At 52.1% G+C, this 21979-nt stretch carries 23 protein-coding genes; 5 read left to right on the top strand and 18 right to left on the bottom strand.

Annotated features, from left to right (window positions below; genetic code table 11):
* The first annotated feature begins 68 nt into the window (after window positions 1–68).
* Complete coding sequence (pta, locus tag ACK8NJ_RS07540; protein WP_000086716.1) at window positions 69–2213, top strand: phosphate acetyltransferase; 2145 nt, start codon at window positions 69–71, stop codon at window positions 2211–2213.
* Between the two features lie 189 nt (window positions 2214–2402).
* Window positions 2403–3923: a putative basic amino acid antiporter YfcC gene (yfcC, locus tag ACK8NJ_RS07535; protein WP_001274493.1), complete on the top strand. Its 1521-nt coding sequence runs from the start codon at window positions 2403–2405 to the stop codon at window positions 3921–3923.
* Window positions 3924–3955: 32 nt separating this feature from the next.
* Here yfcC and yfcD read toward each other — a convergent pair whose 3' ends face one another.
* Genes yfcD through yfcF form a run of 3 tightly spaced genes read right to left on the bottom strand, consistent with a single transcriptional unit; the run spans window position 3956 to window position 5807 of the window.
* Window positions 3956–4498 carry an NUDIX hydrolase YfcD gene (gene yfcD, locus ACK8NJ_RS07530; RefSeq protein ID WP_000437935.1) on the bottom strand — a complete coding sequence of 181 codons (543 nt, stop codon included), beginning with the start codon at window positions 4496–4498 and terminating at the stop codon, window positions 3956–3958.
* Between the two features lie 57 nt (window positions 4499–4555).
* Window positions 4556–5107 (bottom strand): phosphodiesterase, encoded by a 552-nt coding sequence (yfcE, locus tag ACK8NJ_RS07525; protein ID WP_000772452.1) that lies wholly within the window; start codon window positions 5105–5107, stop codon window positions 4556–4558.
* Window positions 5108–5162: 55 nt separating this feature from the next.
* Window positions 5163–5807, bottom strand: coding sequence for a glutathione transferase (gene yfcF / locus ACK8NJ_RS07520; RefSeq protein ID WP_000042440.1), 645 nt, complete (start codon window positions 5805–5807; stop codon window positions 5163–5165).
* A gap of 136 nt (window positions 5808–5943) precedes the next feature.
* Between yfcF and yfcG the strand changes: the two genes are divergently transcribed.
* Genes yfcG through ACK8NJ_RS07505 form a run of 3 tightly spaced genes read left to right on the top strand, consistent with a single transcriptional unit; the run spans window position 5944 to window position 7924 of the window.
* On the top strand, window positions 5944–6591 hold the full coding sequence (yfcG, locus tag ACK8NJ_RS07515; protein WP_001520930.1) for a GSH-dependent disulfide bond oxidoreductase: 648 nt from the start codon (window positions 5944–5946) through the stop codon (window positions 6589–6591).
* A gap of 56 nt (window positions 6592–6647) precedes the next feature.
* Window positions 6648–7010: a dihydroneopterin triphosphate 2'-epimerase gene (gene folX, locus ACK8NJ_RS07510; protein ID WP_000068457.1), complete on the top strand. Its 363-nt coding sequence runs from the start codon at window positions 6648–6650 to the stop codon at window positions 7008–7010.
* A 20-nt stretch (window positions 7011–7030) separates the two neighbouring features.
* Complete coding sequence (locus tag ACK8NJ_RS07505) at window positions 7031–7924, top strand: TIGR01777 family oxidoreductase (protein ID WP_072648079.1); 894 nt, start codon at window positions 7031–7033, stop codon at window positions 7922–7924.
* A gap of 47 nt (window positions 7925–7971) precedes the next feature.
* Here ACK8NJ_RS07505 and rpnB read toward each other — a convergent pair whose 3' ends face one another.
* The 15 genes from rpnB to ACK8NJ_RS07430 all read right to left on the bottom strand — a co-directional run bounded on the left by rpnB (window position 7972) and on the right by ACK8NJ_RS07430 (window position 21959).
* Complete coding sequence (rpnB, locus tag ACK8NJ_RS07500; protein ID WP_411962307.1) at window positions 7972–8862, bottom strand: recombination-promoting nuclease RpnB; 891 nt, start codon at window positions 8860–8862, stop codon at window positions 7972–7974.
* A 195-nt stretch (window positions 8863–9057) separates the two neighbouring features.
* Complete coding sequence (hisP, locus tag ACK8NJ_RS07495; protein ID WP_001293612.1) at window positions 9058–9831, bottom strand: histidine ABC transporter ATP-binding protein HisP; 774 nt, start codon at window positions 9829–9831, stop codon at window positions 9058–9060.
* A gap of 7 nt (window positions 9832–9838) precedes the next feature.
* A complete protein-coding gene (locus tag ACK8NJ_RS07490; protein ID WP_000569958.1) occupies window positions 9839–10555 on the bottom strand; it encodes an ABC transporter permease in 717 nt (238 codons plus the stop codon).
* Entirely contained in the window at window positions 10552–11238 is a 687-nt protein-coding gene (gene hisQ, locus ACK8NJ_RS07485; RefSeq protein WP_000965518.1) for a histidine ABC transporter permease HisQ, read from the bottom strand. The genes ACK8NJ_RS07490 and hisQ overlap by 4 nt, the downstream gene beginning before the upstream one ends.
* Before the next feature lie 89 nt (window positions 11239–11327).
* Entirely contained in the window at window positions 11328–12110 is a 783-nt protein-coding gene (gene hisJ, locus ACK8NJ_RS07480; RefSeq protein WP_000737631.1) for a histidine ABC transporter substrate-binding protein HisJ, read from the bottom strand.
* A 220-nt stretch (window positions 12111–12330) separates the two neighbouring features.
* Window positions 12331–13113: a lysine/arginine/ornithine ABC transporter substrate-binding protein ArgT gene (argT, locus tag ACK8NJ_RS07475; protein WP_000748263.1), complete on the bottom strand. Its 783-nt coding sequence runs from the start codon at window positions 13111–13113 to the stop codon at window positions 12331–12333.
* Between the two features lie 265 nt (window positions 13114–13378).
* The gene (gene ubiX, locus ACK8NJ_RS07470; RefSeq protein ID WP_000825691.1) at window positions 13379–13948 is read right to left on the bottom strand and encodes a flavin prenyltransferase UbiX; all 570 of its coding nucleotides are present in this window, start codon (window positions 13946–13948) and stop codon (window positions 13379–13381) included.
* Window positions 13949–14042: 94 nt separating this feature from the next.
* Window positions 14043–15560 (bottom strand): amidophosphoribosyltransferase, encoded by a 1518-nt coding sequence (purF, locus tag ACK8NJ_RS07465; RefSeq protein ID WP_000334221.1) that lies wholly within the window; start codon window positions 15558–15560, stop codon window positions 14043–14045.
* A 36-nt stretch (window positions 15561–15596) separates the two neighbouring features.
* Window positions 15597–16085, bottom strand: coding sequence for a colicin V production protein (gene cvpA, locus ACK8NJ_RS07460; RefSeq protein WP_000262113.1), 489 nt, complete (start codon window positions 16083–16085; stop codon window positions 15597–15599).
* Window positions 16086–16343: 258 nt separating this feature from the next.
* Window positions 16344–16994: a cell division protein DedD gene (dedD, locus tag ACK8NJ_RS07455; RefSeq protein WP_000147000.1), complete on the bottom strand. Its 651-nt coding sequence runs from the start codon at window positions 16992–16994 to the stop codon at window positions 16344–16346.
* Window positions 16984–18252, bottom strand: a complete 1269-nt coding sequence (gene folC, locus ACK8NJ_RS07450) for a bifunctional tetrahydrofolate synthase/dihydrofolate synthase (RefSeq protein ID WP_125097186.1) — start codon at window positions 18250–18252, stop codon at window positions 16984–16986. The genes dedD and folC overlap by 11 nt, the downstream gene beginning before the upstream one ends.
* Window positions 18253–18321: 69 nt before the next feature.
* Entirely contained in the window at window positions 18322–19236 is a 915-nt protein-coding gene (gene accD / locus ACK8NJ_RS07445) for an acetyl-CoA carboxylase, carboxyltransferase subunit beta (RefSeq protein ID WP_000118404.1), read from the bottom strand.
* A 155-nt stretch (window positions 19237–19391) separates the two neighbouring features.
* Complete coding sequence (locus ACK8NJ_RS07440; protein ID WP_000364328.1) at window positions 19392–20051, bottom strand: DedA family protein; 660 nt, start codon at window positions 20049–20051, stop codon at window positions 19392–19394.
* Window positions 20052–20133: 82 nt separating this feature from the next.
* Window positions 20134–20946, bottom strand: a complete 813-nt coding sequence (gene truA, locus ACK8NJ_RS07435; protein ID WP_001283590.1) for a tRNA pseudouridine(38-40) synthase TruA — start codon at window positions 20944–20946, stop codon at window positions 20134–20136.
* On the bottom strand, window positions 20946–21959 hold the full coding sequence (locus tag ACK8NJ_RS07430; protein WP_411962306.1) for an aspartate-semialdehyde dehydrogenase: 1014 nt from the start codon (window positions 21957–21959) through the stop codon (window positions 20946–20948). The genes truA and ACK8NJ_RS07430 overlap by 1 nt, the downstream gene beginning before the upstream one ends.
* Between the last annotated feature and the right edge of the window lie 20 nt (window positions 21960–21979).

The following is a 21979-nucleotide window of genomic DNA, read 5'->3' as shown; positions in this document are numbered from 1 at the left end:
ACCGCCAGCTAAGCTGGCGGTGCTGTTTTGTAACCCGCCAAATCGGCGGTAACGAAAGAGGATAAACCGTGTCCCGTATTATTATGCTGATCCCTACCGGAACCAGCGTCGGTCTGACCAGCGTCAGCCTTGGCGTGATCCGTGCAATGGAACGCAAAGGCGTTCGTCTGAGCGTTTTCAAACCTATCGCTCAGCCGCGTACCGGTGGCGATGCGCCCGATCAGACTACCACTATCGTGCGTGCGAACTCTTCCACCACGACGGCCGCTGAACCGCTGAAAATGAGCTACGTTGAAGGTCTGCTTTCCAGCAATCAGAAAGATGTGCTGATGGAAGAGATCGTCGCAAACTACCACGCTAACACCAAAGACGCTGAAGTCGTTCTGGTTGAAGGTCTGGTCCCGACACGTAAGCACCAGTTTGCCCAGTCTCTGAACTACGAAATCGCTAAAACGCTGAATGCGGAAATCGTCTTCGTTATGTCTCAGGGCACTGACACCCCGGAACAGCTGAAAGAGCGTATCGAACTGACCCGCAACAGCTTCGGCGGTGCCAAAAACACCAACATCACCGGCGTTATCGTTAACAAACTGAACGCACCGGTTGATGAACAGGGTCGTACTCGCCCGGATCTGTCCGAGATTTTCGACGACTCTTCCAAAGCTAAAGTAAACAATGTTGATCCGGCGAAGCTGCAAGAATCCAGCCCGCTGCCGGTTCTCGGCGCTGTGCCGTGGAGCTTTGACCTGATCGCGACTCGTGCGATCGATATGGCTCGCCACCTGAATGCGACCATCATCAACGAAGGCGACATCAATACTCGCCGCGTTAAATCCGTCACTTTCTGCGCACGCAGCATTCCGCACATGCTGGAGCACTTCCGTGCCGGTTCTCTGCTGGTGACTTCCGCAGACCGCCCTGACGTGCTGGTTGCCGCTTGCCTGGCTGCCATGAACGGCGTAGAAATCGGTGCCCTGCTGCTGACTGGCGGCTACGAAATGGACGCGCGCATTTCTAAACTGTGCGAACGTGCTTTCGCTACCGGCCTGCCGGTATTTATGGTGAACACCAACACCTGGCAGACTTCTCTGAGCCTGCAGAGCTTCAACCTGGAAGTTCCGGTTGACGATCACGAGCGTATCGAGAAAGTTCAGGAATACGTTGCTAACTACATCAACGCTGACTGGATCGATTCTCTGACTGCCACTTCTGAGCGCAGCCGTCGTCTGTCTCCGCCAGCGTTCCGTTATCAGCTGACTGAACTTGCGCGCAAAGCGGGCAAACGTATCGTTCTGCCGGAAGGTGACGAACCGCGTACCGTTAAAGCAGCCGCTATCTGTGCTGAACGTGGTATCGCAACTTGCGTACTGCTGGGTAATCCGGCAGAGATCAACCGTGTTGCAGCGTCTCAGGGTGTAGAACTGGGTGCAGGCATTGAAATCGTTGATCCAGAAGTGGTTCGCGAAAGCTATGTTGGTCGTCTGGTCGAACTGCGTAAGAACAAAGGCATGACCGAAACCGTTGCCCGCGAACAGCTGGAAGACAACGTGGTTCTCGGTACGCTGATGCTGGAACAGGATGAAGTTGATGGTCTGGTTTCCGGTGCAGTTCACACCACCGCAAACACCATCCGTCCGCCGCTGCAGCTGATCAAAACTGCACCGGGCAGCTCCCTGGTATCTTCCGTGTTCTTCATGCTGCTGCCGGAACAGGTTTACGTTTACGGTGACTGTGCGATCAACCCGGATCCGACCGCAGAACAGCTGGCAGAAATCGCGATTCAGTCCGCTGATTCCGCTGCGGCCTTCGGTATCGAACCGCGCGTTGCTATGCTCTCCTACTCCACCGGGACTTCTGGTGCTGGTAGCGACGTAGAAAAAGTTCGCGAAGCAACTCGTCTGGCGCAGGAAAAACGTCCTGACCTGATGATCGACGGTCCGCTGCAGTACGACGCTGCGGTAATGGCTGACGTTGCGAAATCCAAAGCGCCGAACTCTCCGGTTGCAGGTCGCGCTACCGTGTTCATCTTCCCGGATCTGAACACCGGTAACACCACCTACAAAGCAGTACAGCGTTCTGCCGATCTGATCTCCATCGGGCCGATGCTGCAGGGTATGCGCAAGCCGGTTAACGACCTGTCCCGTGGCGCACTGGTTGACGATATCGTCTACACCATCGCGCTGACTGCGATTCAGTCTGCACAGCAGCAGTAATCTCGTCATCATCCGCAGCTTTGCGCTGCGGATATCTGAACCGGAAATAGTCACTATTTCCGGTTTTTTATTCTCTTAATTTGCATCAATCCTTTCTGATTATCTTGCTTAGCTGCGCTGCATCAATGAATTGCGCCATCTCACTTTGCATACTTACCACTTTGTTTTGTGCAAGGGAATATTTGCGCTATGTCCGCAATCACTGAATCTAAACCAACAAGAAGATGGGCAATGCCCGATACGTTGGTGATTATCTTTTTTGTTGCCATTTTAACCAGTCTTGCCACCTGGGTAGTTCCGGTGGGCATGTTTGACAGTCAGGAAGTGCAGTATCAGGTTGATGGTCAAACAAAAACTCGCAAAGTCGTAGATCCACACTCTTTTCGCATTCTGACTAACGAAGCAGGCGAACCTGAGTATCACCGCGTACAGCTGTTCACGACGGGCGATGAACGCCCGGGCCTGATGAACTTCCCGTTTGAAGGGTTAACCTCAGGATCGAAATACGGGACAGCCGTTGGCATCATCATGTTTATGCTGGTGATTGGCGGCGCGTTTGGCATTGTGATGCGTACAGGAACCATTGATAACGGTATCCTGGCGCTTATTCGCCATACCCGCGGAAATGAAATTCTCTTTATTCCTGCGCTCTTTATTCTGTTTTCACTTGGCGGCGCGGTATTTGGTATGGGAGAAGAGGCCGTCGCCTTTGCCATTATCATCGCACCGCTAATGGTCCGGCTAGGCTATGACAGTATTACCACCGTCCTGGTGACCTATATCGCCACGCAAATCGGTTTTGCCAGTTCGTGGATGAACCCGTTTTGTGTGGTCGTTGCTCAGGGGATTGCCGGCGTTCCGGTACTTTCTGGCTCCGGGTTGCGCATCGTGGTATGGGTTATCGCCACTCTGATTGGCCTGATCTTTACCATGGTGTACGCCTCACGAGTGAAAAAGAATCCTCTTCTGTCACGCGTTCATGAGTCCGACCGCTTCTTTCGTGAAAAGCAGGCGGATGTTGAACAACGTCCGTTTACCTTTGGTGACTGGCTGGTATTGATTGTCCTGACCGCCGTAATGGTCTGGGTGATTTGGGGCGTGATCGTTAATGCCTGGTTTATTCCAGAAATTGCCAGCCAGTTCTTCACCATGGGTCTGGTGATTGGCATCATCGGCGTTGTTTTCCGCCTTAACGGCATGACGGTTAATACCATGGCTTCATCCTTTACCGAAGGGGCGCGAATGATGATCGCCCCTGCCCTGCTGGTGGGTTTCGCCAAAGGGATTTTGCTGCTGGTCGGTAATGGTGAAGCGGGTGATGCCAGCGTGTTAAATACCATCCTCAACAGCATTGCCAATGCCATTAGCGGTCTGGACAACGCGGTCGCGGCCTGGTTTATGTTGCTCTTCCAGGCAGTATTTAATTTCTTCGTGACGTCCGGTTCTGGTCAGGCGGCGTTAACCATGCCGTTACTGGCACCGCTTGGCGATCTGGTCGGTGTTAACCGTCAGGTTACTGTGCTGGCGTTCCAGTTTGGTGATGGCTTCAGCCACATCATTTACCCGACCTCAGCTTCGTTAATGGCAACGCTCGGTGTGTGCCGGGTGGACTTCCGTAACTGGCTGAAGGTGGGCGCGACCCTGCTTGGACTGCTGTTTATTATGTCCAGCGTCGTAGTGATCGGCGCTCAGTTGATGGGCTACCACTAAAAATGTTAAGAGCCGCAATTGCGGCTCTTTTTTCATTCTGCCGTTTCAGTCTCTACGGCTTCATTTTTGGCATTGCGCTTCATCCACAACGCCAGCGCTTTCAGCGAGTCTGGAGTGAACTCATCGCAGCGTGCGGTGATTTCTTCCGGTGTCAGCCAGCAAACTTCACTGACTTCATCTTCCTGTAGGGCGAAGGGACCGTGAGAGACACAACTGAACAACGCGCCCCACACACGGCAATTTTTATCTTCGAAATAGAACTGCCCGTGCTCGGCAAAGGGGACACCGGCAATGCCCAACTCTTCTTCCGCTTCGCGACGCGCGGATTCCAGCAGTTGCTCATCGGCCTGGACTACACCGCCTGCGGTCGCATCTAACATGCCGGGTAAAAAGTCTTTTGTCTCCGTACGACGCTGGACCAGAATTTTGCCCATGCCATCATGCACGACGATGTAAGTTGCACGATGACGCAGACACTGTGCCCGCATTTGTTCCCGGCTGGCTTGTGCAATGACTTCGTTCTCTTCATTGACAATATCCACCCATTCAGTACTTGCCAAACGACGCTGTTCCATTATCAGGAAACCTTCTTTTTCTGGCGCTCTTACGGCGCATTTTGAGTTGTGGGTAAATTACGGATTAATCGCGACCTGCGCAATGATACTTTGATCATTGAGTGCGATTACACTAAGTACGTCATTATCCAGCATGCCATAACTCGCCGGATTACCGCCTTTAGGAATACTCACCGAGCCGGGGTTAAAGTGGAAAATCTCCCCCCGCTGTTCTGCCACTGGCAGATGGGTATGACCGTACACCAGCACATCGTTCTGGTTTAAAGCAGGCAGATTTTCCGGCCCAAACAGATGACCATGCGTCAAAAACAGACGTTGTTTTTCCAGTAATACCTGTTGCCACGGCGCGGTTATCGGGAAATGCAAAAGCATTTGATCCACTTCGCTGTCGCAGTTGCCGCGCACAGCGATAACCTTATGTGCCACTTCATTAAGCCGTTCAGCGACTTTGGCTGGCGCGTAACCCTCCGGTAAAGCATTACGCGGGCCGTGATTCAACACGTCGCCAAGGATCACCAGCCACTGGGCACCGCTTTGGGCAAACAACTCCAGAACACGTTCCGTCGCCGGTAACGACCCATGAATGTCCGATGCAAACATCAGTTTCATCACTCACTCCTCGTCGAAAAAACGTAAGCTATGATACTGGATTCTGTCGTTGCTATCAGCCAGATTGCTTCGCCGAAAGTGCAATAAAACGCTGGACAGACGCTCGCTGCCACTGGAATGTCGCATAATCCACCAGGCGTTCCGGCACCTCATCGCCATGTAGTACCAGGCGGTTAATCATTAGCGCCAGATCAGTATCAGCAATGCACCATTCACCAAATAAATTCGGCTGACCCAGTGCTAACAAATGTTCTGCCATCGCGAACAGTTTCTCCGCACTGGCTTTTCCCTCCGCCGTTAATGGCGCTTTTTTCGCACCCGCAAAGACAACATCCGTTGGACGTTCTTCGCGTATGGGCATCAGATCGCTACGCAGCCAGGCCTGAATCTGTCGTGCACGCGCACGATTTTCTAAATCAAGCGGATAAATGCGTTCCCAGGTCGGTGGCGCAAATCGATCTTCCAGATACTCCGCAATGGCAGAAGATTCACTCAACTCAAAATCATCAATTTGTAATAACGGCACACGGCGTGTCTGACCGTAACCTTGCCACGTCGGCTGCAAATGTTCACCGCTGTCGAGGTCGATGGTCTTGATATGAAACGACAGGCCTTTTTCCTGCAACGCCACCCAGGCGGATAACACATAAGGGGAGAAAAAATGGGCATCTGACCAAAGCGTGATAGCGGGTTTACTCATTATGTCCTCGGCAATAAAGGGGGGCTAGCTATCAAACTATAGAGCCTTTTTGCCACTGTCACGTGACGAATACTCACGCAAGTCGCCGCGCTTTCTATACTTGTGGTGTTCAGATGATTAGACAACCGGAGCTGCAATGATCGATCTCTATTTCGCCCCGACACCAAATGGTCACAAAATTACGCTGTTTCTCGAAGAAGCAGAGCTGGATTATCGCTTGATAAAGGTAGACCTGGGGAAAGGCGGTCAGTTTCGCCCGGAATTTTTGCGCATTTCGCCTAACAACAAAATTCCGGCAATTGTTGATCATTCTCCAGCCGATGGCGGCGAACCGCTAAGCCTCTTTGAGTCTGGTGCCATTTTGTTGTATCTGGCTGAGAAAACAGGACTCTTTTTGAGTCATGAAACGCGTGAGCGCGCCGCCACATTACAGTGGTTATTCTGGCAGGTAGGCGGACTGGGGCCGATGCTTGGGCAAAATCATCATTTTAATCACGCAGCCCCCCAAACCATTCCTTACGCTATTGAACGTTATCAGGTTGAAACTCAGCGTCTGTACCATGTACTGAACAAGCGGCTGGAAAACTCGCCCTGGCTGGGTGGCGAGAACTACAGCATTGCGGATATTGCCTGCTGGCCGTGGGTTAATGCCTGGAGTCGCCAGCGAATTGACCTCGCAATGTATCCGGCAGTCAAGAACTGGCATGAGCGGATCCGTTCGCGCCCTGCCACCGGGCAGGCACTGCTAAAAGCACAACTCGGTGATGAGCGTTCGGATAGTTAACAGAAACAGGTTCTCGTGTATTATTTCATCCTAAGTAAAACAACGGAGAACCTGCAATGGCACAACCTGCCGCTATTATTCGTATAAAGAACCTTCGTTTACGTACGTTTATCGGAATTAAGGAAGAAGAAATTAACAACCGTCAGGATATTGTTATCAATGTGACGATCCACTACCCCGCCGATAAAGCGCGCACCAGCGAAGATATCAACGATGCGCTGAATTATCGCACTGTAACGAAAAACATTATTCAGCATGTAGAGAATAACCGTTTCTCTTTGCTGGAAAAATTAACTCAGGATGTGCTCGATATCGCACGTGAACATCACTGGGTGACGTATGCTGAAGTGGAGATCGATAAACTGCACGCGCTGCGCTACGCCGATTCGGTATCCATGACCTTAAGCTGGCAGCGTTAACCGCCATATCGGGAGGCTGCATGAAGATAGTGATCACCGGAGGGACGGGATTAATTGGTCGCCATTTGATTCCGCGTTTGCTGGATCTGGGCCATCAAATCACGGTAGTGACGCGTAACCAGCAGAAAGCCAGTTCCGTTCTCGGCCCTCGGGTGACACTATGGCAAGGGCTTGCCGATCAAAGTAACCTCAACGGCGTTGATGCGGTAATCAACCTGGCCGGAGAGCCGATTGCTGATAAACGCTGGACTCACGAGCAAAAAGAGCGTCTCTGCCAAAGCCGCTGGAATATCACGCAAAAACTGGTCGATTTGATTAATGCCAGCGACACGCCACCGTCGGTACTCATTTCCGGCTCGGCAACGGGCTATTATGGCGACTTAGGTGAAGTGGTGGTTACCGAAGAGGAACCGCCGCATAACGAATTTACCCATAAACTCTGCGCCCGCTGGGAAGAAATTGCCTGTCGGGCACAGAGTGACAAAACGCGAGTGTGCCTGCTGCGTACCGGCGTAGTGCTGGCACCGGATGGCGGTATTCTCGGTAAAATGCTGCCGCCGTTTCGTCTTGGCCTGGGCGGGCCGATTGGTTCCGGTCGGCAGTATCTGGCCTGGATTCATATTGATGATATGGTCAACGGCATTCTCTGGCTGCTGGATAACGAGCTGCGCGGGCCATTTAATATGGTTTCGCCCTACCCGGTACGCAATGAACAATTTGCCCATGCGCTCGGTCATGCGCTGCATCGCCCGGCCATTTTGCGCGTCCCCGCGACCGCCATTCGACTGTTAATGGGCGAATCTTCAGTACTGGTATTAGGTGGACAACGCGCGCTACCTAAACGGCTGGAAGAAGCGGGTTTTGCGTTTCGCTGGTACGATTTAGAAGAGGCGCTGGCGGATGTTGTTCGTTGATGTGGTTTACTGCAAACATCCGCCAGTTAACTCCCGGTGTTACAGGATTAGTGGCTTTGCGCGATAAGATCGTCTGGCGAAAGTCGGGTCAGCGTCAGGATGACTTCGTAGTCAAATCCTTTTTCCAGCATCTCCTGAGCAATACGCAGGGCTTCTTCGTGTTTGCCCTGCATTGCGCCTTCTTCACGTAATCTGTCAGCAATAGTCATCAGTTTCTCCTTTTCTTGTGGTGCGCGTTCCGCTATCTCACCAATAAATGCACGGAAACGCTGGGCATCCCCCGTTTGTAATACGTAATTAAACAGGGCTTTTAGCTGTCTGTCATTAGTGTTCCCTGTAACTAGCAGCGAAACAATTTGGTCGACTAATCCCAACAGATCGCGCTGACGAATATGTTTCTGAATTAACTCCAACAGCGCCATTTTGCGATGTTGCATAATCTCGTCATCCGGCACCACGGTAATATCCACCAGCGGAAAAGCCGATGAATAAATTTGGCGGGCAATCGCAGGCTCGGCAAATTCATCAAGCCAGCAGAGTGAATATGGATAAGGGCTTCTGCAACCATGATAAAACAGCATCGGGATCGCTAATGGAAGCTCTTTATAGCCCGCATCAAGATGGTTTTGCATCGCCGCAATGGAATAGCGCATCATGCGAAAAGCCATTAATTCCTCTGGCTTACTTTGGTGCTCTATCACCACATAAATATAACCCGCTCCCTCCTGCGTTTTCACAGACCACAAGAGGTCGGAATAATATTGCCGCAGGTCTTCATCAATAAAACTGTTTGGTTCCAGTTTAAGTGTTGTTAAATCACACAGTTTGCGCAGCGGCGCGGGAAGATGAATATCAATAAAATCCCGCGCGGTGTCTGGATGGCGTAAAAAAGATTTAAATACCGCATCATGCGGCGTGGAAGTTGTCGATATTGTCATGGCGTTCCGTCACCCCTCAAATTTAAGATGACGCGACAATAACCACGATTTACACCCAATGCAGCAGGCAGTTTTTATCTTTGGACAGCGAATTCAGAACTATTTTTAGCGGACTGCAACTTTTACATTTCAGCGGAAGCGGACTCGCAAATTCCCCATGAAATACTCCGGCAGCGTTAGCCACCGGAGAGGAAATTATTTCAGCGAACCTTTAAGGAACTGTTGCAGACGAGGGCTTTGCGGGTTACCGAATAACTGTTCTGGCGCGCCCTCTTCTTCTATTTTCCCCTGATGGAGGAAAATGACGTGAGTAGAAACATGGCGAGCAAAGCCCATTTCGTGGGTCACCACCACCATGGTTTTCCCCTCTTCTGCCAGTTGCTGCATAATACGCAACACTTCGCCTACCAGTTCAGGATCGAGCGCCGAGGTAGGTTCATCAAACAGTAAAACTTCCGGTTCCATCGCCAGCGCCCGCGCGATAGAAACACGCTGTTGCTGACCACCGGACAGGTGCACCGGGTATTTCCCCTGCGCACGTTCGTCTATCCCGACTTTCGCCAGATACTTCACCGCCCGCTCGCGCGCTTCCTGCTTGCTCAGGCCCAACACCTGAATCGGCGCTTCCATGACGTTTTCCAGCACCGTCATATGGCTCCAGAGATTGAAGTGCTGGAATACCATCGTCAGGCGTGTGCGCAGTAAGCGCAGCTGATTTTTATCGGCGACTTTGAGTTGACCATCTTTGTCGCGCACCAGATTGATCGTCTGGCCATTGACCACGATCGACCCTTCACTCGGTTTTTCGAGGAAGTTAATGCAGCGCAGAAAGGTACTTTTCCCCGATCCCGACGATCCGATGATGCTTATGACATCTCCGGCATTCGCTTGCAGTGAGACCCCTTTCAGCACTTCGTGTTCGCCGTAGCGTTTGTGCAAATCGATAACGTTTAATTTATTCTCGGACATCGTATTCTCAGTGCGTTGAAGACGGTTTCACATGCTGCAACCAGCGTTTTTCCGCTCTGCGAAAGAGGCTGATCAGGACATAAGAGATGATTAAATAGAGCACCGCGGCAATGCCGAAGGCGGTAAAAGGTTGATACGTGGCGGCGTTAATATCGCGGGCTATTTTCAGCAGATCCGGCACAGTGGCCGTAAACGCCAGCGCAGTAGAGTGCAGCATCAGGATCACTTCGTTGCTGTATGCCGGTAACGCAATACGCAGCGCCGATGGCAAAATAATGCAGCGATACATTTTAAAGGTCGAGAAGCCATAGGCTCTGGCGGCTTCGATTTCCCCATGCGGCACTGAACGGATCGCTCCGGCAAAAATCTCGGTAGTGTAAGCGCAGGTGTTGAGCGTCAGCGCCAGCACGGTACAGTTCAGGCCACTGCGAAAAAAGGCGTTAAGGAACTCGGTTCCCTTAACAATTTCCAGCGTGTACATGCCGGAATAGAACACCAGCAACTGAACATACAGCGGCGTACCGCGAAAAATATAGGTAAATAACCAGATTGGAAACTGGATGTATTTATTACTTGAGACGCGACCAATCGCCAGAAACAGCGCCAGAACTCCGCCTATCACTACCGACAAAATCAGCAGCCACAGGGTGATCGCCACGCCAGTAAAGCGATAACCATCAGTCCACAGCAGCGGTTTCCAGTATTCATGTAAGATTTCGATCACAGGTCAGCCCTCTTCACACCCACGGAGTAGCGGCGCTCAAGGAACAGCAGCACACCATTGGAAACGGTGGTGAAAACCAGGTAAATCACGCCACAGACGATGGCGAAATAGAACGGTTCCCAGGTACTTTTGCCTGCCAGCTGAGTGGCTTTGACCACATCTTCCAGGCCGAGTAACGAAACGAGTGCGGTAGATTTGAGGATCACCTGCCAGTTGTTGCCAATGCCTGGCAGGGCGTAACGCATCATCGCCGGAAACATGATCCGCCGAAACACTTGCCCACGAGTAAAACCGAACGCCGTCGCCGCCTCTATATGCCCTTTCGGCACAGCCATAAACGCGCCACGGAACGTTTCGGTAAAGTAAGCACCGTAGATAAAACCGAGAGTGATAATACCTGCGACCATCGGATCAATATCAATCTGCCCGACGCCCATCGCCTCCGTCACCGTGTTTAGTGCAATCTGCAAACCGTAGAAAATTAGCAGCATCAACACCAAGTCCGGCACGCCTCGAATCAGCGTGGTGTACCCTTCGAAAATAAGGCCCGAAAGCCGATTTTGCGAGAGCTTACCGCCAGCGCCAATTAAACCGATGATTACAGCGAGCACTACAGAGCTGATAGCCAGCTCCAGCGTGACGAGCGCACCCTGTAAAATAACACCTGAAAACCCATACAACATGCTGCCTGTCCTGTCGTGTGTGGTGAATTACCGCCTCTTGTCTCCCTCCGGTTACCCGAAGGGAGCGGACTTTCTTTCACCGATGGCGATTAACCACCATAAACATCAAAATCGAAGTACTTTTTCGCTAATTTCTCGTAAGTACCGTCAGCGCGCATTTCGGCAAAGGCTTTGTTCAGTGCCTCGCGCAGTTCGTTATCTTCTTTACGCAGGCCCATGCCGGTCCCTACGCCAAACAGTTTTTCATCTTTAACAGACGGGCCACCGAATTTGTAATCTTTACCGACGGGTTGTTTGAGGAAACCTTCGCTGGCTGCGACCTCATCCTGGAACGCGGCATCAATACGTCCGGCAGTCAGGTCAGAATAAATGTTGTCCTGCCCCTGATACGAGACGATTTCAATGCCTTTTGGTGCCCAGTGTTCGTTACCGAACGTCTCCTGGGTGGTGCCCTGCAATACGCCTACCCGCTTGCCTTTCAGCGATTCGACTGTCGGCTGAATGTCGGAGTTTTTCGCCACCACCAGACGAGAATCGGCTGCGTACAGTTTGTCGGTGAAGGCTATTTCTTGCTGACGTTTTTCCGTAATGGAAAGCGATGACATGATGGCGTCAATCTTCTTCGCTTTTAAGGACGGGATTAACGCATCCAGTGGGTTTTCGACAAACGTACATTGCGTATTGATGCGTTTGCACAACTCCTTTGCCAGATCGATATCGAAGCCAACCAGTTCACCTTGTGAATTTTTTGATTCAAATGGCGCATAGGTCGGATCGGTACCGATGCGGATGTTTTGCGGAATCGCAGCAAACGCCACAGTTGCGCTGGAGAAGGCCAGAACCAGAGAGAGCGATAGCACCAGTTTTTTCATAATGTCCTCAACTGACAGTCTTTTTATAGGGAATATTTACAGGTTTGTTACACTTATCGTGCCATAAAATTGACCATCAAGGCAAAATATCCCGCCCCGTTAGACGTATTATTTTTCATTAAAAATGCTTAAGTATGCATTTCAATGCACCACGATAGTGCAACAAACCTGGCGTGCACCATGATGATCATTCCATCAGGTACAGCTTCCCTGCGACGTATCAGTCACCGTAGACATTAAAGTCAAAATACTTTTTCGCCATCTTGTCGTAGGTGCCGTCCTGACGCAGCTCGCCAAGCGCCTTATTAAACGCCGCCGTCAGTTCCGCATCATCTTTACGTAGCCCTACACCGGTGCCGTCACCGAAGTATTTTTTGTCTTTCACTGATGAGCCAGCAAAAGCGAACTCTTTGCCGGCTGGTTGCTTGAGGAATCCTTCGCTGGCAGCAACTTCATCTTGTAACGCAGCATCCAGACGTCCTGCAGCCAGATCGGAATAGACCAAATCCTGGTTGGCATAGGCCACCACATCCACACCTTTGCTACGCCAGGTCTCGTTAGCGTAAGCTTCCTGGGTTGATCCCTGCAGCACACCCACGTGTTTACCTTTCAGTGAATCCAGCGTTGGCTGAATCGGCGAACCTTTGGCGGCAATCAAACGAGAATCTGCGGCGTACAGCTTGTCGGAGAAAGCAATCTCCTGCTGACGTTTATCGGTAATGGAAAGCGACGAAATAATGGCGTCGATTTTTTTCGCTTTCAGTGAGGGGATCAGCGCGTCAAAGTCACTGGCAACCCAGGTACATTTCACCTGCATCCGTTTGCACATCTCGTTACCGAGATCGATATCAAAGCCAACAAAATCACCTTTAGCATCTTTCGACGAGAACGGCGCATAGGTGGTATCAGTTCCGATACGTACCGTCTCCGGTAGCGCCGCATAGCTGGAAGCCGCTGCGGAGAGACCGACTAACAAAGACAGAGCGAGAATCGACTTCTTCATACATAACCCTCAAGTGAAAATGGCTTTTTTATGTTGTGTATTGTGTTGTGTGTTTGCAGGCTCTTTCATGCAGGTCTTATGCCATCTTTACGACAACAGTAACATTCAACGTTAAATATGTTAATAAGACGTTGCATTATTGTCCTGAAGTTGAAGATAGCAGGTATGGCGGTTGAATCGCAGCGTTTCGATTCATCGAAAGGAACAAAATGTCGAGGATTTGATCGCGGTTGCAAAATTGCCCTGAAACAGGGCAACAATGAGGTTATGCGCCCTGCCAGCGGGCAAAGAGATCTTCAGGAAGCGTTATGGCGAATTGATCGAGTACACGGTTAACCGTCTGATTTATCACATCATCAAGGGATTGCGGGCGATGATAAAACGCCGGAACGGGAGGCATAATCACCGCACCGATTTCTGCTGCCTGCGTCATTAAACGCAGATGGCCTAAGTGCAATGGTGTTTCACGCACGCAGAGCACCAGCGGGCGACGCTCTTTCAGCACCACATCTGCCGCACGGGTCAGTAAGCCATCAGTATAGCTATGGACAATGCCGGACAGGGTTTTGATTGAACAGGGTAAAATCACCATCCCCAGTGTCTGGAAAGAACCGGAAGAAATGCTGGCAGCAATATCGCGCGCATCGTGCGTCACATCGGCTAATGCCTGCACTTCGCGCAGGGAAAAATCCGTTTCGAGGGATAAGGTCTGGCGCGCGGCCTGGCTCATCACCAAATGCGTTTCAACATCTGCGACATCGCGCAGAACCTGTAATAAGCGCACGCCATAAATCGCGCCGCTGGCACCGCTGATGCCTACAATGAGTCGTTTCATAAATAGTTGCCCTGTCAGACTTGCAGGCAGACTTTGCAGGATTTCAGCAGGAGTTGCAAGTCAGGGTGCCAGACCGGCCCCCTGAGCGAAGGCATCATCCTTCGTTATGCATTTCGAGATTTTCCACTTCGTTCTGACGTTGCACTGCTTTGGCGTCGTCATTACGTAACGTATCGAGGAAATCGAGGTAGCCCTGATCAACATCTTTGGTGACGTAGACGCCGTTGAACACCGAACACTCAAACTGCTGAATATCCGGGTTTTCAGCGCGAACGGCTTCGATCAGATCGTTCAGATCCTGGAAAATCAACCCGTCAGCACCGATGATCTGGCGAATTTCATCTACTTCGCGACCGTGAGCGATCAGTTCCGTGGCGCTCGGCATATCAATACCATAAACGTTCGGGAAGCGAATTTCCGGTGCCGCAGAAGCGAGGTACACTTTCTTCGCTCCGGCTTCGCGTGCCATCTCGATAATCTGCTCAGAAGTGGTGCCACGGACGATGGAGTCGTCGACCAGCAGGACGTTTTTATCGCGGAACTCGGCGCGGTTGGCGTTCAGTTTACGGCGCACGGACTTACGACGCAGCTGCTGACCCGGCATGATAAAGGTACGGCCTACATAGCGGTTTTTAACGAAGCCCTGACGGTACGGTTTGCCCAGAATACGAGCAATTTCCAGCGCGATATCACACGAGGTTTCCGGGATCGGGATCACCACGTCGATATCCAGATCTTCCCATTCGCGGGCAATTTTCTCGCCCAGCTTCGTGCCCATATTCACACGCGCGCTGTAAACGGAAATTTTGTCGATGAACGAGTCCGGGCGAGCAAAGTATACATACTCAAACAGGCACGGATTGCTGACCGGATTGTCAGCACATTGACGGGTAAACAACTGCCCTTCTTCAGTGATGTAAATCGCTTCGCCCGGCGCGACGTCACGCAGGAAATCAAAGCCCAGCGTATCGAGCGCTACGCTTTCGGAAGCGACCATATATTCTGTACGGTTCTCGTCAATATCACGTTTTCCCAGTACCAGCGGACGAATCCCGTTTGGATCGCGGAAAGCAACCATACCGTGGCCGATAATCATCGCCACACAGGCATACGCGCCGCGGATTAAGCGGTTTGTAGCAGCGATGGCGGCGAAAATGTTGTCGGCTTCCAGCGGGTAGTGGCGGAAGTTGTCCAGCTCGCTGGCGAAGATATTAAGCAGAATTTCCGAGTCGGAAGTGGTGTTGATGTGGCGGCGTTTTTCTTCAAACAGTTTTTTACGCAACTCGTGAGCGTTGGTCAGATTGCCGTTGTGGGCAAGCGTAATGCCATACGGGGAGTTAACGTAAAACGGCTGCGCTTCAGAGGCGCTGGAGCTGCCAGCCGTAGGGTAACGCACATGACCAATGCCCATATTGCCCTGCAAACGCTGCATATGGCGAGCTTCAAATACATCGCTCACCAGCCCGTTCGCTTTACGCAAACGGAAGCAGTTATTGGCATCTATGGTGATGATGCCGGCGGCATCCTGACCGCGATGCTGAAGCACCGTTAAGGCATCATAAATCGACTGGTTAACCGGCATAACACCGGCGATACCGACAATACCGCACATACGTCTTTTTCCTCGTTAAGCCACATCTCAGAGCACTTACGCTCTGGGCAAGAAACTTGACGAGCTTTGCAGATAATCAAAAAACCATCTGATGATAAAACTGAACTGCGGGATTAGCTGTGATTTGCTCCAGTCTTCGCTTTTCGACACCCCGGTAAAGGAGTCGAGAAAGAAGAGAATGGCAGCAACAATCAACACACCGCGCAACGCACCGAAACAGACGCCCAGCACCCGATCGGTGCCTGACAACCCCGTTTTCTCCACCAACTGGCCTATCACGAAGTTCACGATAGCACCAACGATCAGGGTAGCGATAAACAGTACCGCGATGGCAATCCCATTTCGAACCAGTTCGTCTTCAAAGCCCGTAAACCAGACTGACAGGTAAGTGTAGTAATGACTGGCAACAAAGAAAGCACAACCCCATGTCACCAGCGATAACGCTTCACGAACAAAGCCGCGGATCAGGCTAACCAGAGAGGAAAAAGCAATCACCGCGATTATGGCGTAATCAATCCAGACCATATGTGTCCCACGATTTTACGCCCTGTCATCCTGTTCGGGGCGCATTCTAACAGAAAAAGAAAACGTTTGCGTAGGGATTTCCTTCCCGCGCATCAATAAAAATGGCGCTGAAAAAATATTCAACGCCATCGACTTTTTATGCCTTTGCGGCATCGGACAATGCGTGTCGGATGCGGCGTGAACGCCTTATTCGACCTACGGTTCTACCCCTGCGCAGGCCTGATAAGACGCGTCAGCGTCGCATCAGGCAAGACCGTATTAATTCGGCGTGTAGCCCATTACCACGCCACTTAAGCCAGAAAGTTGCTTCAACTCACCCAGCGATCCTTTCAGCTTATCTTTCGAGGCATCTGGCCCAACCAGAATACGAGTAATTTTACCCTGCACTGGCGTGGATGGCGACGTATAAACCCGATAACCGGCACCGCGCAGCTTACCGACAATCTCATTCACTTTATCGGCATTTTTCAGTGCGCCCAGTTGTACAACATAGGCTTTACCCGTTGGCGCTGCTTTTTCTTCCACGACCGGCTTCGGCGCAGGTGGTGCTTCAACCTTCGGTTTAGGCGACTCCACCGGTTTCGGCTTCGGTGGGGCGACCGGTGCAGGTTCCGGTTCAAACTCGGTGTTATTGGCTGCAATAGTGGCCGGATCGAGCGACGGTGCTGCGGCATCACCTGCCCGCACCTCTTCCGCTGCGCCTTCCGGCGGCTGCGTCGGCAGCGCCTGGGTGGCGGCTGGCATCATATCAGGCTCATCGCGATCGCCCGCTTTTGGCACCAGCGGGATAGCCGCGAACTCATCCTGATAATGTTTTTTCTGCCCGTCCAGCAGCCCTGGAAGTACAATCACCCCCAGCGCCACCAGCACGATCGTGCCCACTAACCGATTCTGAAACTTACTTGCCACCGCTTCTCCTCGCGTCAATCACTTCCATGACATGTGCGACCGTGTGGAACGAACCACACACCAGCACGGTATCTTCCGCTTTAGCGTCCGCCATTGCGGCATCCCATGCCTGCGCCACGCTATCAAATGATTTGCCGTTACCCAAATGCTCAAGCAGTTTTTCTGCCGTGGCACCGCGCGGCCCTTCCAGTGGCGCACAATACCAGTCATCAACCACGCTTTTCAACCAGGCCAGAGTTCCGGCAATATCTTTATCATGTAGCATACCGATAACCGCCAGCACGCGCCCGTTTTTCGGTAGCGCTTTCATACGCCCGGTGAGATATTCCGCTGCATGTGGATTATGCGCGACATCAAAAATAACGCGTGGCGACTCGCTCACAATCTGGAAACGTCCCGGCAAAATTGCGCTGGCAATCCCGTCGCGAATGGCATTTTCACTGACCTCCAGCCCGCTGGCACGCAGTGCCGCCAGCGCCGTTGCGGCATTCGGTTGCGGGACAAGCGGCAACGGCAGATTTTCCAGCGTGCCGTGAGCATCGCTAAACGCCCAGTCATGATCGGTGACGGAATAGTTCCACTCAACGCCCCGACGTTGTAACAGTGCACTTTTTTCCTGCGCCACATCAGCAATGGTAGAAGGCATTTCCGGCTCACCGACAATTGCCGGTTTTTCGCTGCGGAAGATGCCTGCTTTCTCGCGACCAATGCTTTCGCGATCTGGCCCCAGCCAGTCGGTATGATCCAGCGCAATGCTGGTTACTACCGCGACATCGGCATCGACAATATTGGTTGCGTCCAGACGACCGCCCAGCCCTACTTCCAGAATCACCACGTCAAGTTGTGCCTGCTTGAACAGCCACAACGCCGACAGCGTACCGTACTCGAAATAGGTCAGGGAAATATCACCGCGTGCCGATTCAATCTCCGCAAAAGAGGCGGTGTGGGCCGATTCCGGCAATTCCTGACCCTGCACACGTACGCGCTCGGTATAACGCACCAGATGCGGTGAACTGTAGACGCCCACTTTGTACCCTGCCGCCATCAGAATCGACTCCAGCGTACGGCAGGTGGTGCCTTTGCCATTCGTACCCGCAACGGTAAACACAAATGGCGCTGGTTTCAGAACGCCAAGACGCGCCGCGACCTGGCTCACGCGCTCAAGGCCGAGATCGATAGTTTTACTGTGCAGGTTTTCCAGATAAGAAAGCCACGAAGCCAGAGGCGACGCGGCTTGAGGAGTGCGTTTGATAATCATGGTATCCGCTGATTCGTTACGGTGAGAATAGCAAAAGGGCAGAGCCAGTGGCCCTGCCCTTATCAGTTATCAGGCCTCAGGTTCCTGATCTGGTACCGGTGGCACCACTACGCCTTCACGCGGCGCTTCAGGATTCGGCGCTGGCAGATTCATCAACTTCGCCAGAATACTCGCCAGTTTCAGGCGCATTTCCGGACGACGGACGATCATGTCGATCGCGCCCTTCTCGATCAGGAATTCACTGCGCTGGAATCCTGGCGGCAGTTTTTCGCGAACGGTCTGTTCGATAACACGCGGACCGGCAAAGCCGATTAACGCTTTCGGTTCAGCGATGTTGAGATCGCCCAGCATGGCGAAACTTGCAGAAACACCACCCATGGTCGGGTCGGTCAGCACGGAGATGTACGGCAAGCCGCGCTCCTGCATTTTTGCCAGCGCCGCAGAGGTTTTCGCCATCTGCATCAGCGACATCAGTGCTTCCTGCATACGTGCGCCACCAGAGGCGGAGAAGCAGATCAGTGGGCAGTTATCTTCCAGCGCCTGCTCAACGGCACGCACGAAACGTGCACCTACCACAGACCCCATGGAACCGCCCATAAAGGCGAACTCGAATGCCGCAGCGACAACTGGCATTCCATACAGGGTGCCTTTCATCACCACCAGCGCATCTTTTTCGCCGGTTTCTTTCTGCGCAGATGCCAGACGGTCTTTATACTTCTTGGAGTCACGAAACTTCAGCACATCTTTCGGCTCAAGCTCGCTACCCAGCTCCACAAGGCTTCCTTCATCTAACAGGCTATGCAGGCGATTACGCGCTGTCATACGCATGTGATGGTCACACTTCGGACAGACCTCAAGATTACGTTCCAGCTCAGCGCGGTATAAAACCTGACCGCAGCTATCACACTTAGTCCACACCCCTTCAGGAATGCTCGCCTTGCGGGTGGGAGTAATGTTGCTTTTAATTCGTTCAATCCAGCTCATTAGGGACCTTTCTGTCTGAACCTGGTTCGATGCCAGTTTTATCTTTGGGGACGCATAATGCCATTTTTGCCCCCAACAGACCATGAATGTTGCACATTAAAACATAACAGCCCGAAACTTTGGATAAAAAAGTGGTCGAACCGCGGAGTTACTTTTTATTTTGCGGCGCGTGCCGCAGCGCGTTTGTGACGGATAAATTCGAAAACCCCAGGCAATATTGAAACAAAAATAATGCCAACAATCATCAGCTTAAGGTTACTCTGAATGAAGGGGAGCGAGCCGAAGAAATAGCCTGCGTAGGTAAAAAGCAGTACCCACAACAGTGCGCCGATCACGTTATAAGCGGCGAAATGACGGTACGACATGTGGCCCATTCCCGCAACAAACGGGGCGAATGTTCTGACGATCGGCACAAAACGGGCGAGAATAATCGTTTTGCCGCCATGTTTCTCATAAAACTGATGAGTCTTATCAAGATAACTGCGACGAAAGATTTTCGAATCCGGATTACTGAACAGTTTGTCACCAAATAACCGTCCAATGGTGTAGTTCACCGCGTCACCCACAATCGCGGCGATCAGCATCAGCACCACCATCATATGGACGTTGAGATCGTTGGTTTCCAGTGATGCCAACGCACCGGCAACAAACAGCAATGAATCACCCGGTAAAAACGGCGTTACCACCAGACCGGTTTCACAGAACAAAATTAAGAACAAAATGGCATAAACCCAGACGCCATACTCCGCGACCAGTTCTGCCAGATGCACGTCAATGTGCAGGATAAAATCGATGAGGAAATAAATCAGGTCCATATTAGCCTATGCCTTGTACTCGTCATCTTTCAGGCTGTAACTACGTTGGCTACAGCCTGAAATGTTCCGAGCATTATTCTTGTTAGTCCGCCAGAAATAGCGGGCCCATTGGCGGTTTTGGAAGATCATACCGGTCAGGGTAATCCACCGCGACCAGATACAGCCCTTCCGCTTTTGCCGTTGCTGCCGCCAGCGTTCTGTCCTTTGCCGCCAGCAACTCTGCTATCCAGCTCTCCGGCTGGTTGTGGGCACCGACTTCCATCAGGCTGCCGACAATATTCCTGACCATATGATGTACAAAGGCATTCGCTTTGATATCTACCACCACATAAGGACCGTGACGCGTGACATTAATATGCATAACGTTGCGCCACGGGGTTCGGGACTGGCACTGCACCGCACGGAACGAGGTGAAATCATTCTCGCCCAGCAAACATTGCGCAGCCCGATGCATCCGTTCAGCGTCCAGCGGTTCGTAAAAATGGGTTACCCCTTTACTCAATACCGCCGGGCGCAGCCGATGATTGTAGATGATGTAGCGATAACGGCGAGCCGTGGCGCTAAATCGGGCATGAAAATCATCAGGTACAGCTTTAACCCAACGCACGGCGATGTCACCAGGTAAATTCGCATTTACGCCCAACGTCCACGCAGCGTCTTTGCGCTGCGCGGTTGTTTCGAAATGCACCACCTGCCCGGTGCCGTGTACACCTGCGTCAGTACGCCCGGCGCAGAAGACGGTGATCGGTTCGTTCGCCACCTGGGAGAGCGCCTTTTCCAGCTTCTCCTGCACACTGCGGACTTCGTTCTGCCGTTGCCAGCCGTAATACTTACTGCCGTCGTACTCAATGCCCAGCGCAATTTTATAAACTGGCGGTTGTTGCTGGTCGGACATTAGTACAGATACTCCTGCACCAGTTTCTCGGCGATTTTTACTGCCATCAGCGCGCCGCCAAAGCGAACGTTATCGGCCACCGACCAGAACTGAACTTGCTCCGGCATACCGTAGTCATTACGCACGCAGCCAACGGAAAGATGCGGCGTACCAGAAGCATCCCCCACCTGAGTCGGGAATTCGTTCTCTTCAGAGAGCACAATATCTTCGCCCTGAGCAAACGCATCACGCGCTTCTTCTGCCTCCAGCGGACGCAGAGCTTCAAAGTTGACCATCTGGGCATGACCGTAGAATACCGGTGCCTGGACGACGCTTGCCGAAATCATCAGCCCTTCGTCCTGCAGGACTTTGCGTACTTCGTCAACGATACGACGTTCTTCACGCACGCTACCTTCGCTATCCGGCAGTAACGGCAGCATGTTGAACGCCAGCTGACGCCCGAAGAAATCTTCTTCATCAATCGGAATGCCGTTGAGCAATTTCGCACTCTGCCCCGCTAACGCATCGACCGCTTTTTTGCCCTGGGCGGAGGCTGAAATCAGGCTGGTAACGCTGATACGCGACAAACCGCCCTGATCGATTAACGGTTTCAGTGCCGCCAGCAGCTGACTGGTCAGACTGTCTGGTACGGCGATGACATTCCGGTTGCGGTAATCGGTCAGTACAAACGGGTTTACTTCCGGCACCACCAGCGGTACGTCGGGTTCGAGAGCAAACAATCCGCTGCTGTCGATCACCAGGCAACCTGAGTTGGTCGCTTCTTCAACCCAGGCTGCGGTAGCTTCTTTGCCTGCGACAAAAAATGCCAGCTGCGCCTGCGTCCAGTCGAATTCAGCAGCATCCTGCACGGTGATTGTCTTACCACCAAAGCGCAGTTGTTCGCCTGCGCTTTCGTTACGTGCCAGTGCATAAATTTCCCCAACCGGGAACTGACGTTCAGCCAGCGTTTCAAGCAGGGCTTCGCCCACAGCGCCAGTTGCGCCCAGGACGGCAATGTTCCAGCCTTCAGACATGGTGGTTTACTCCAGAAATA

The organism is Escherichia sp. F1, from assembly GCF_046764225.1.
Lineage (GTDB): Bacteria > Pseudomonadota > Gammaproteobacteria > Enterobacterales > Enterobacteriaceae > Escherichia > Escherichia coli.
This window is presented reverse-complemented; position numbering and strand designations above follow the sequence as displayed.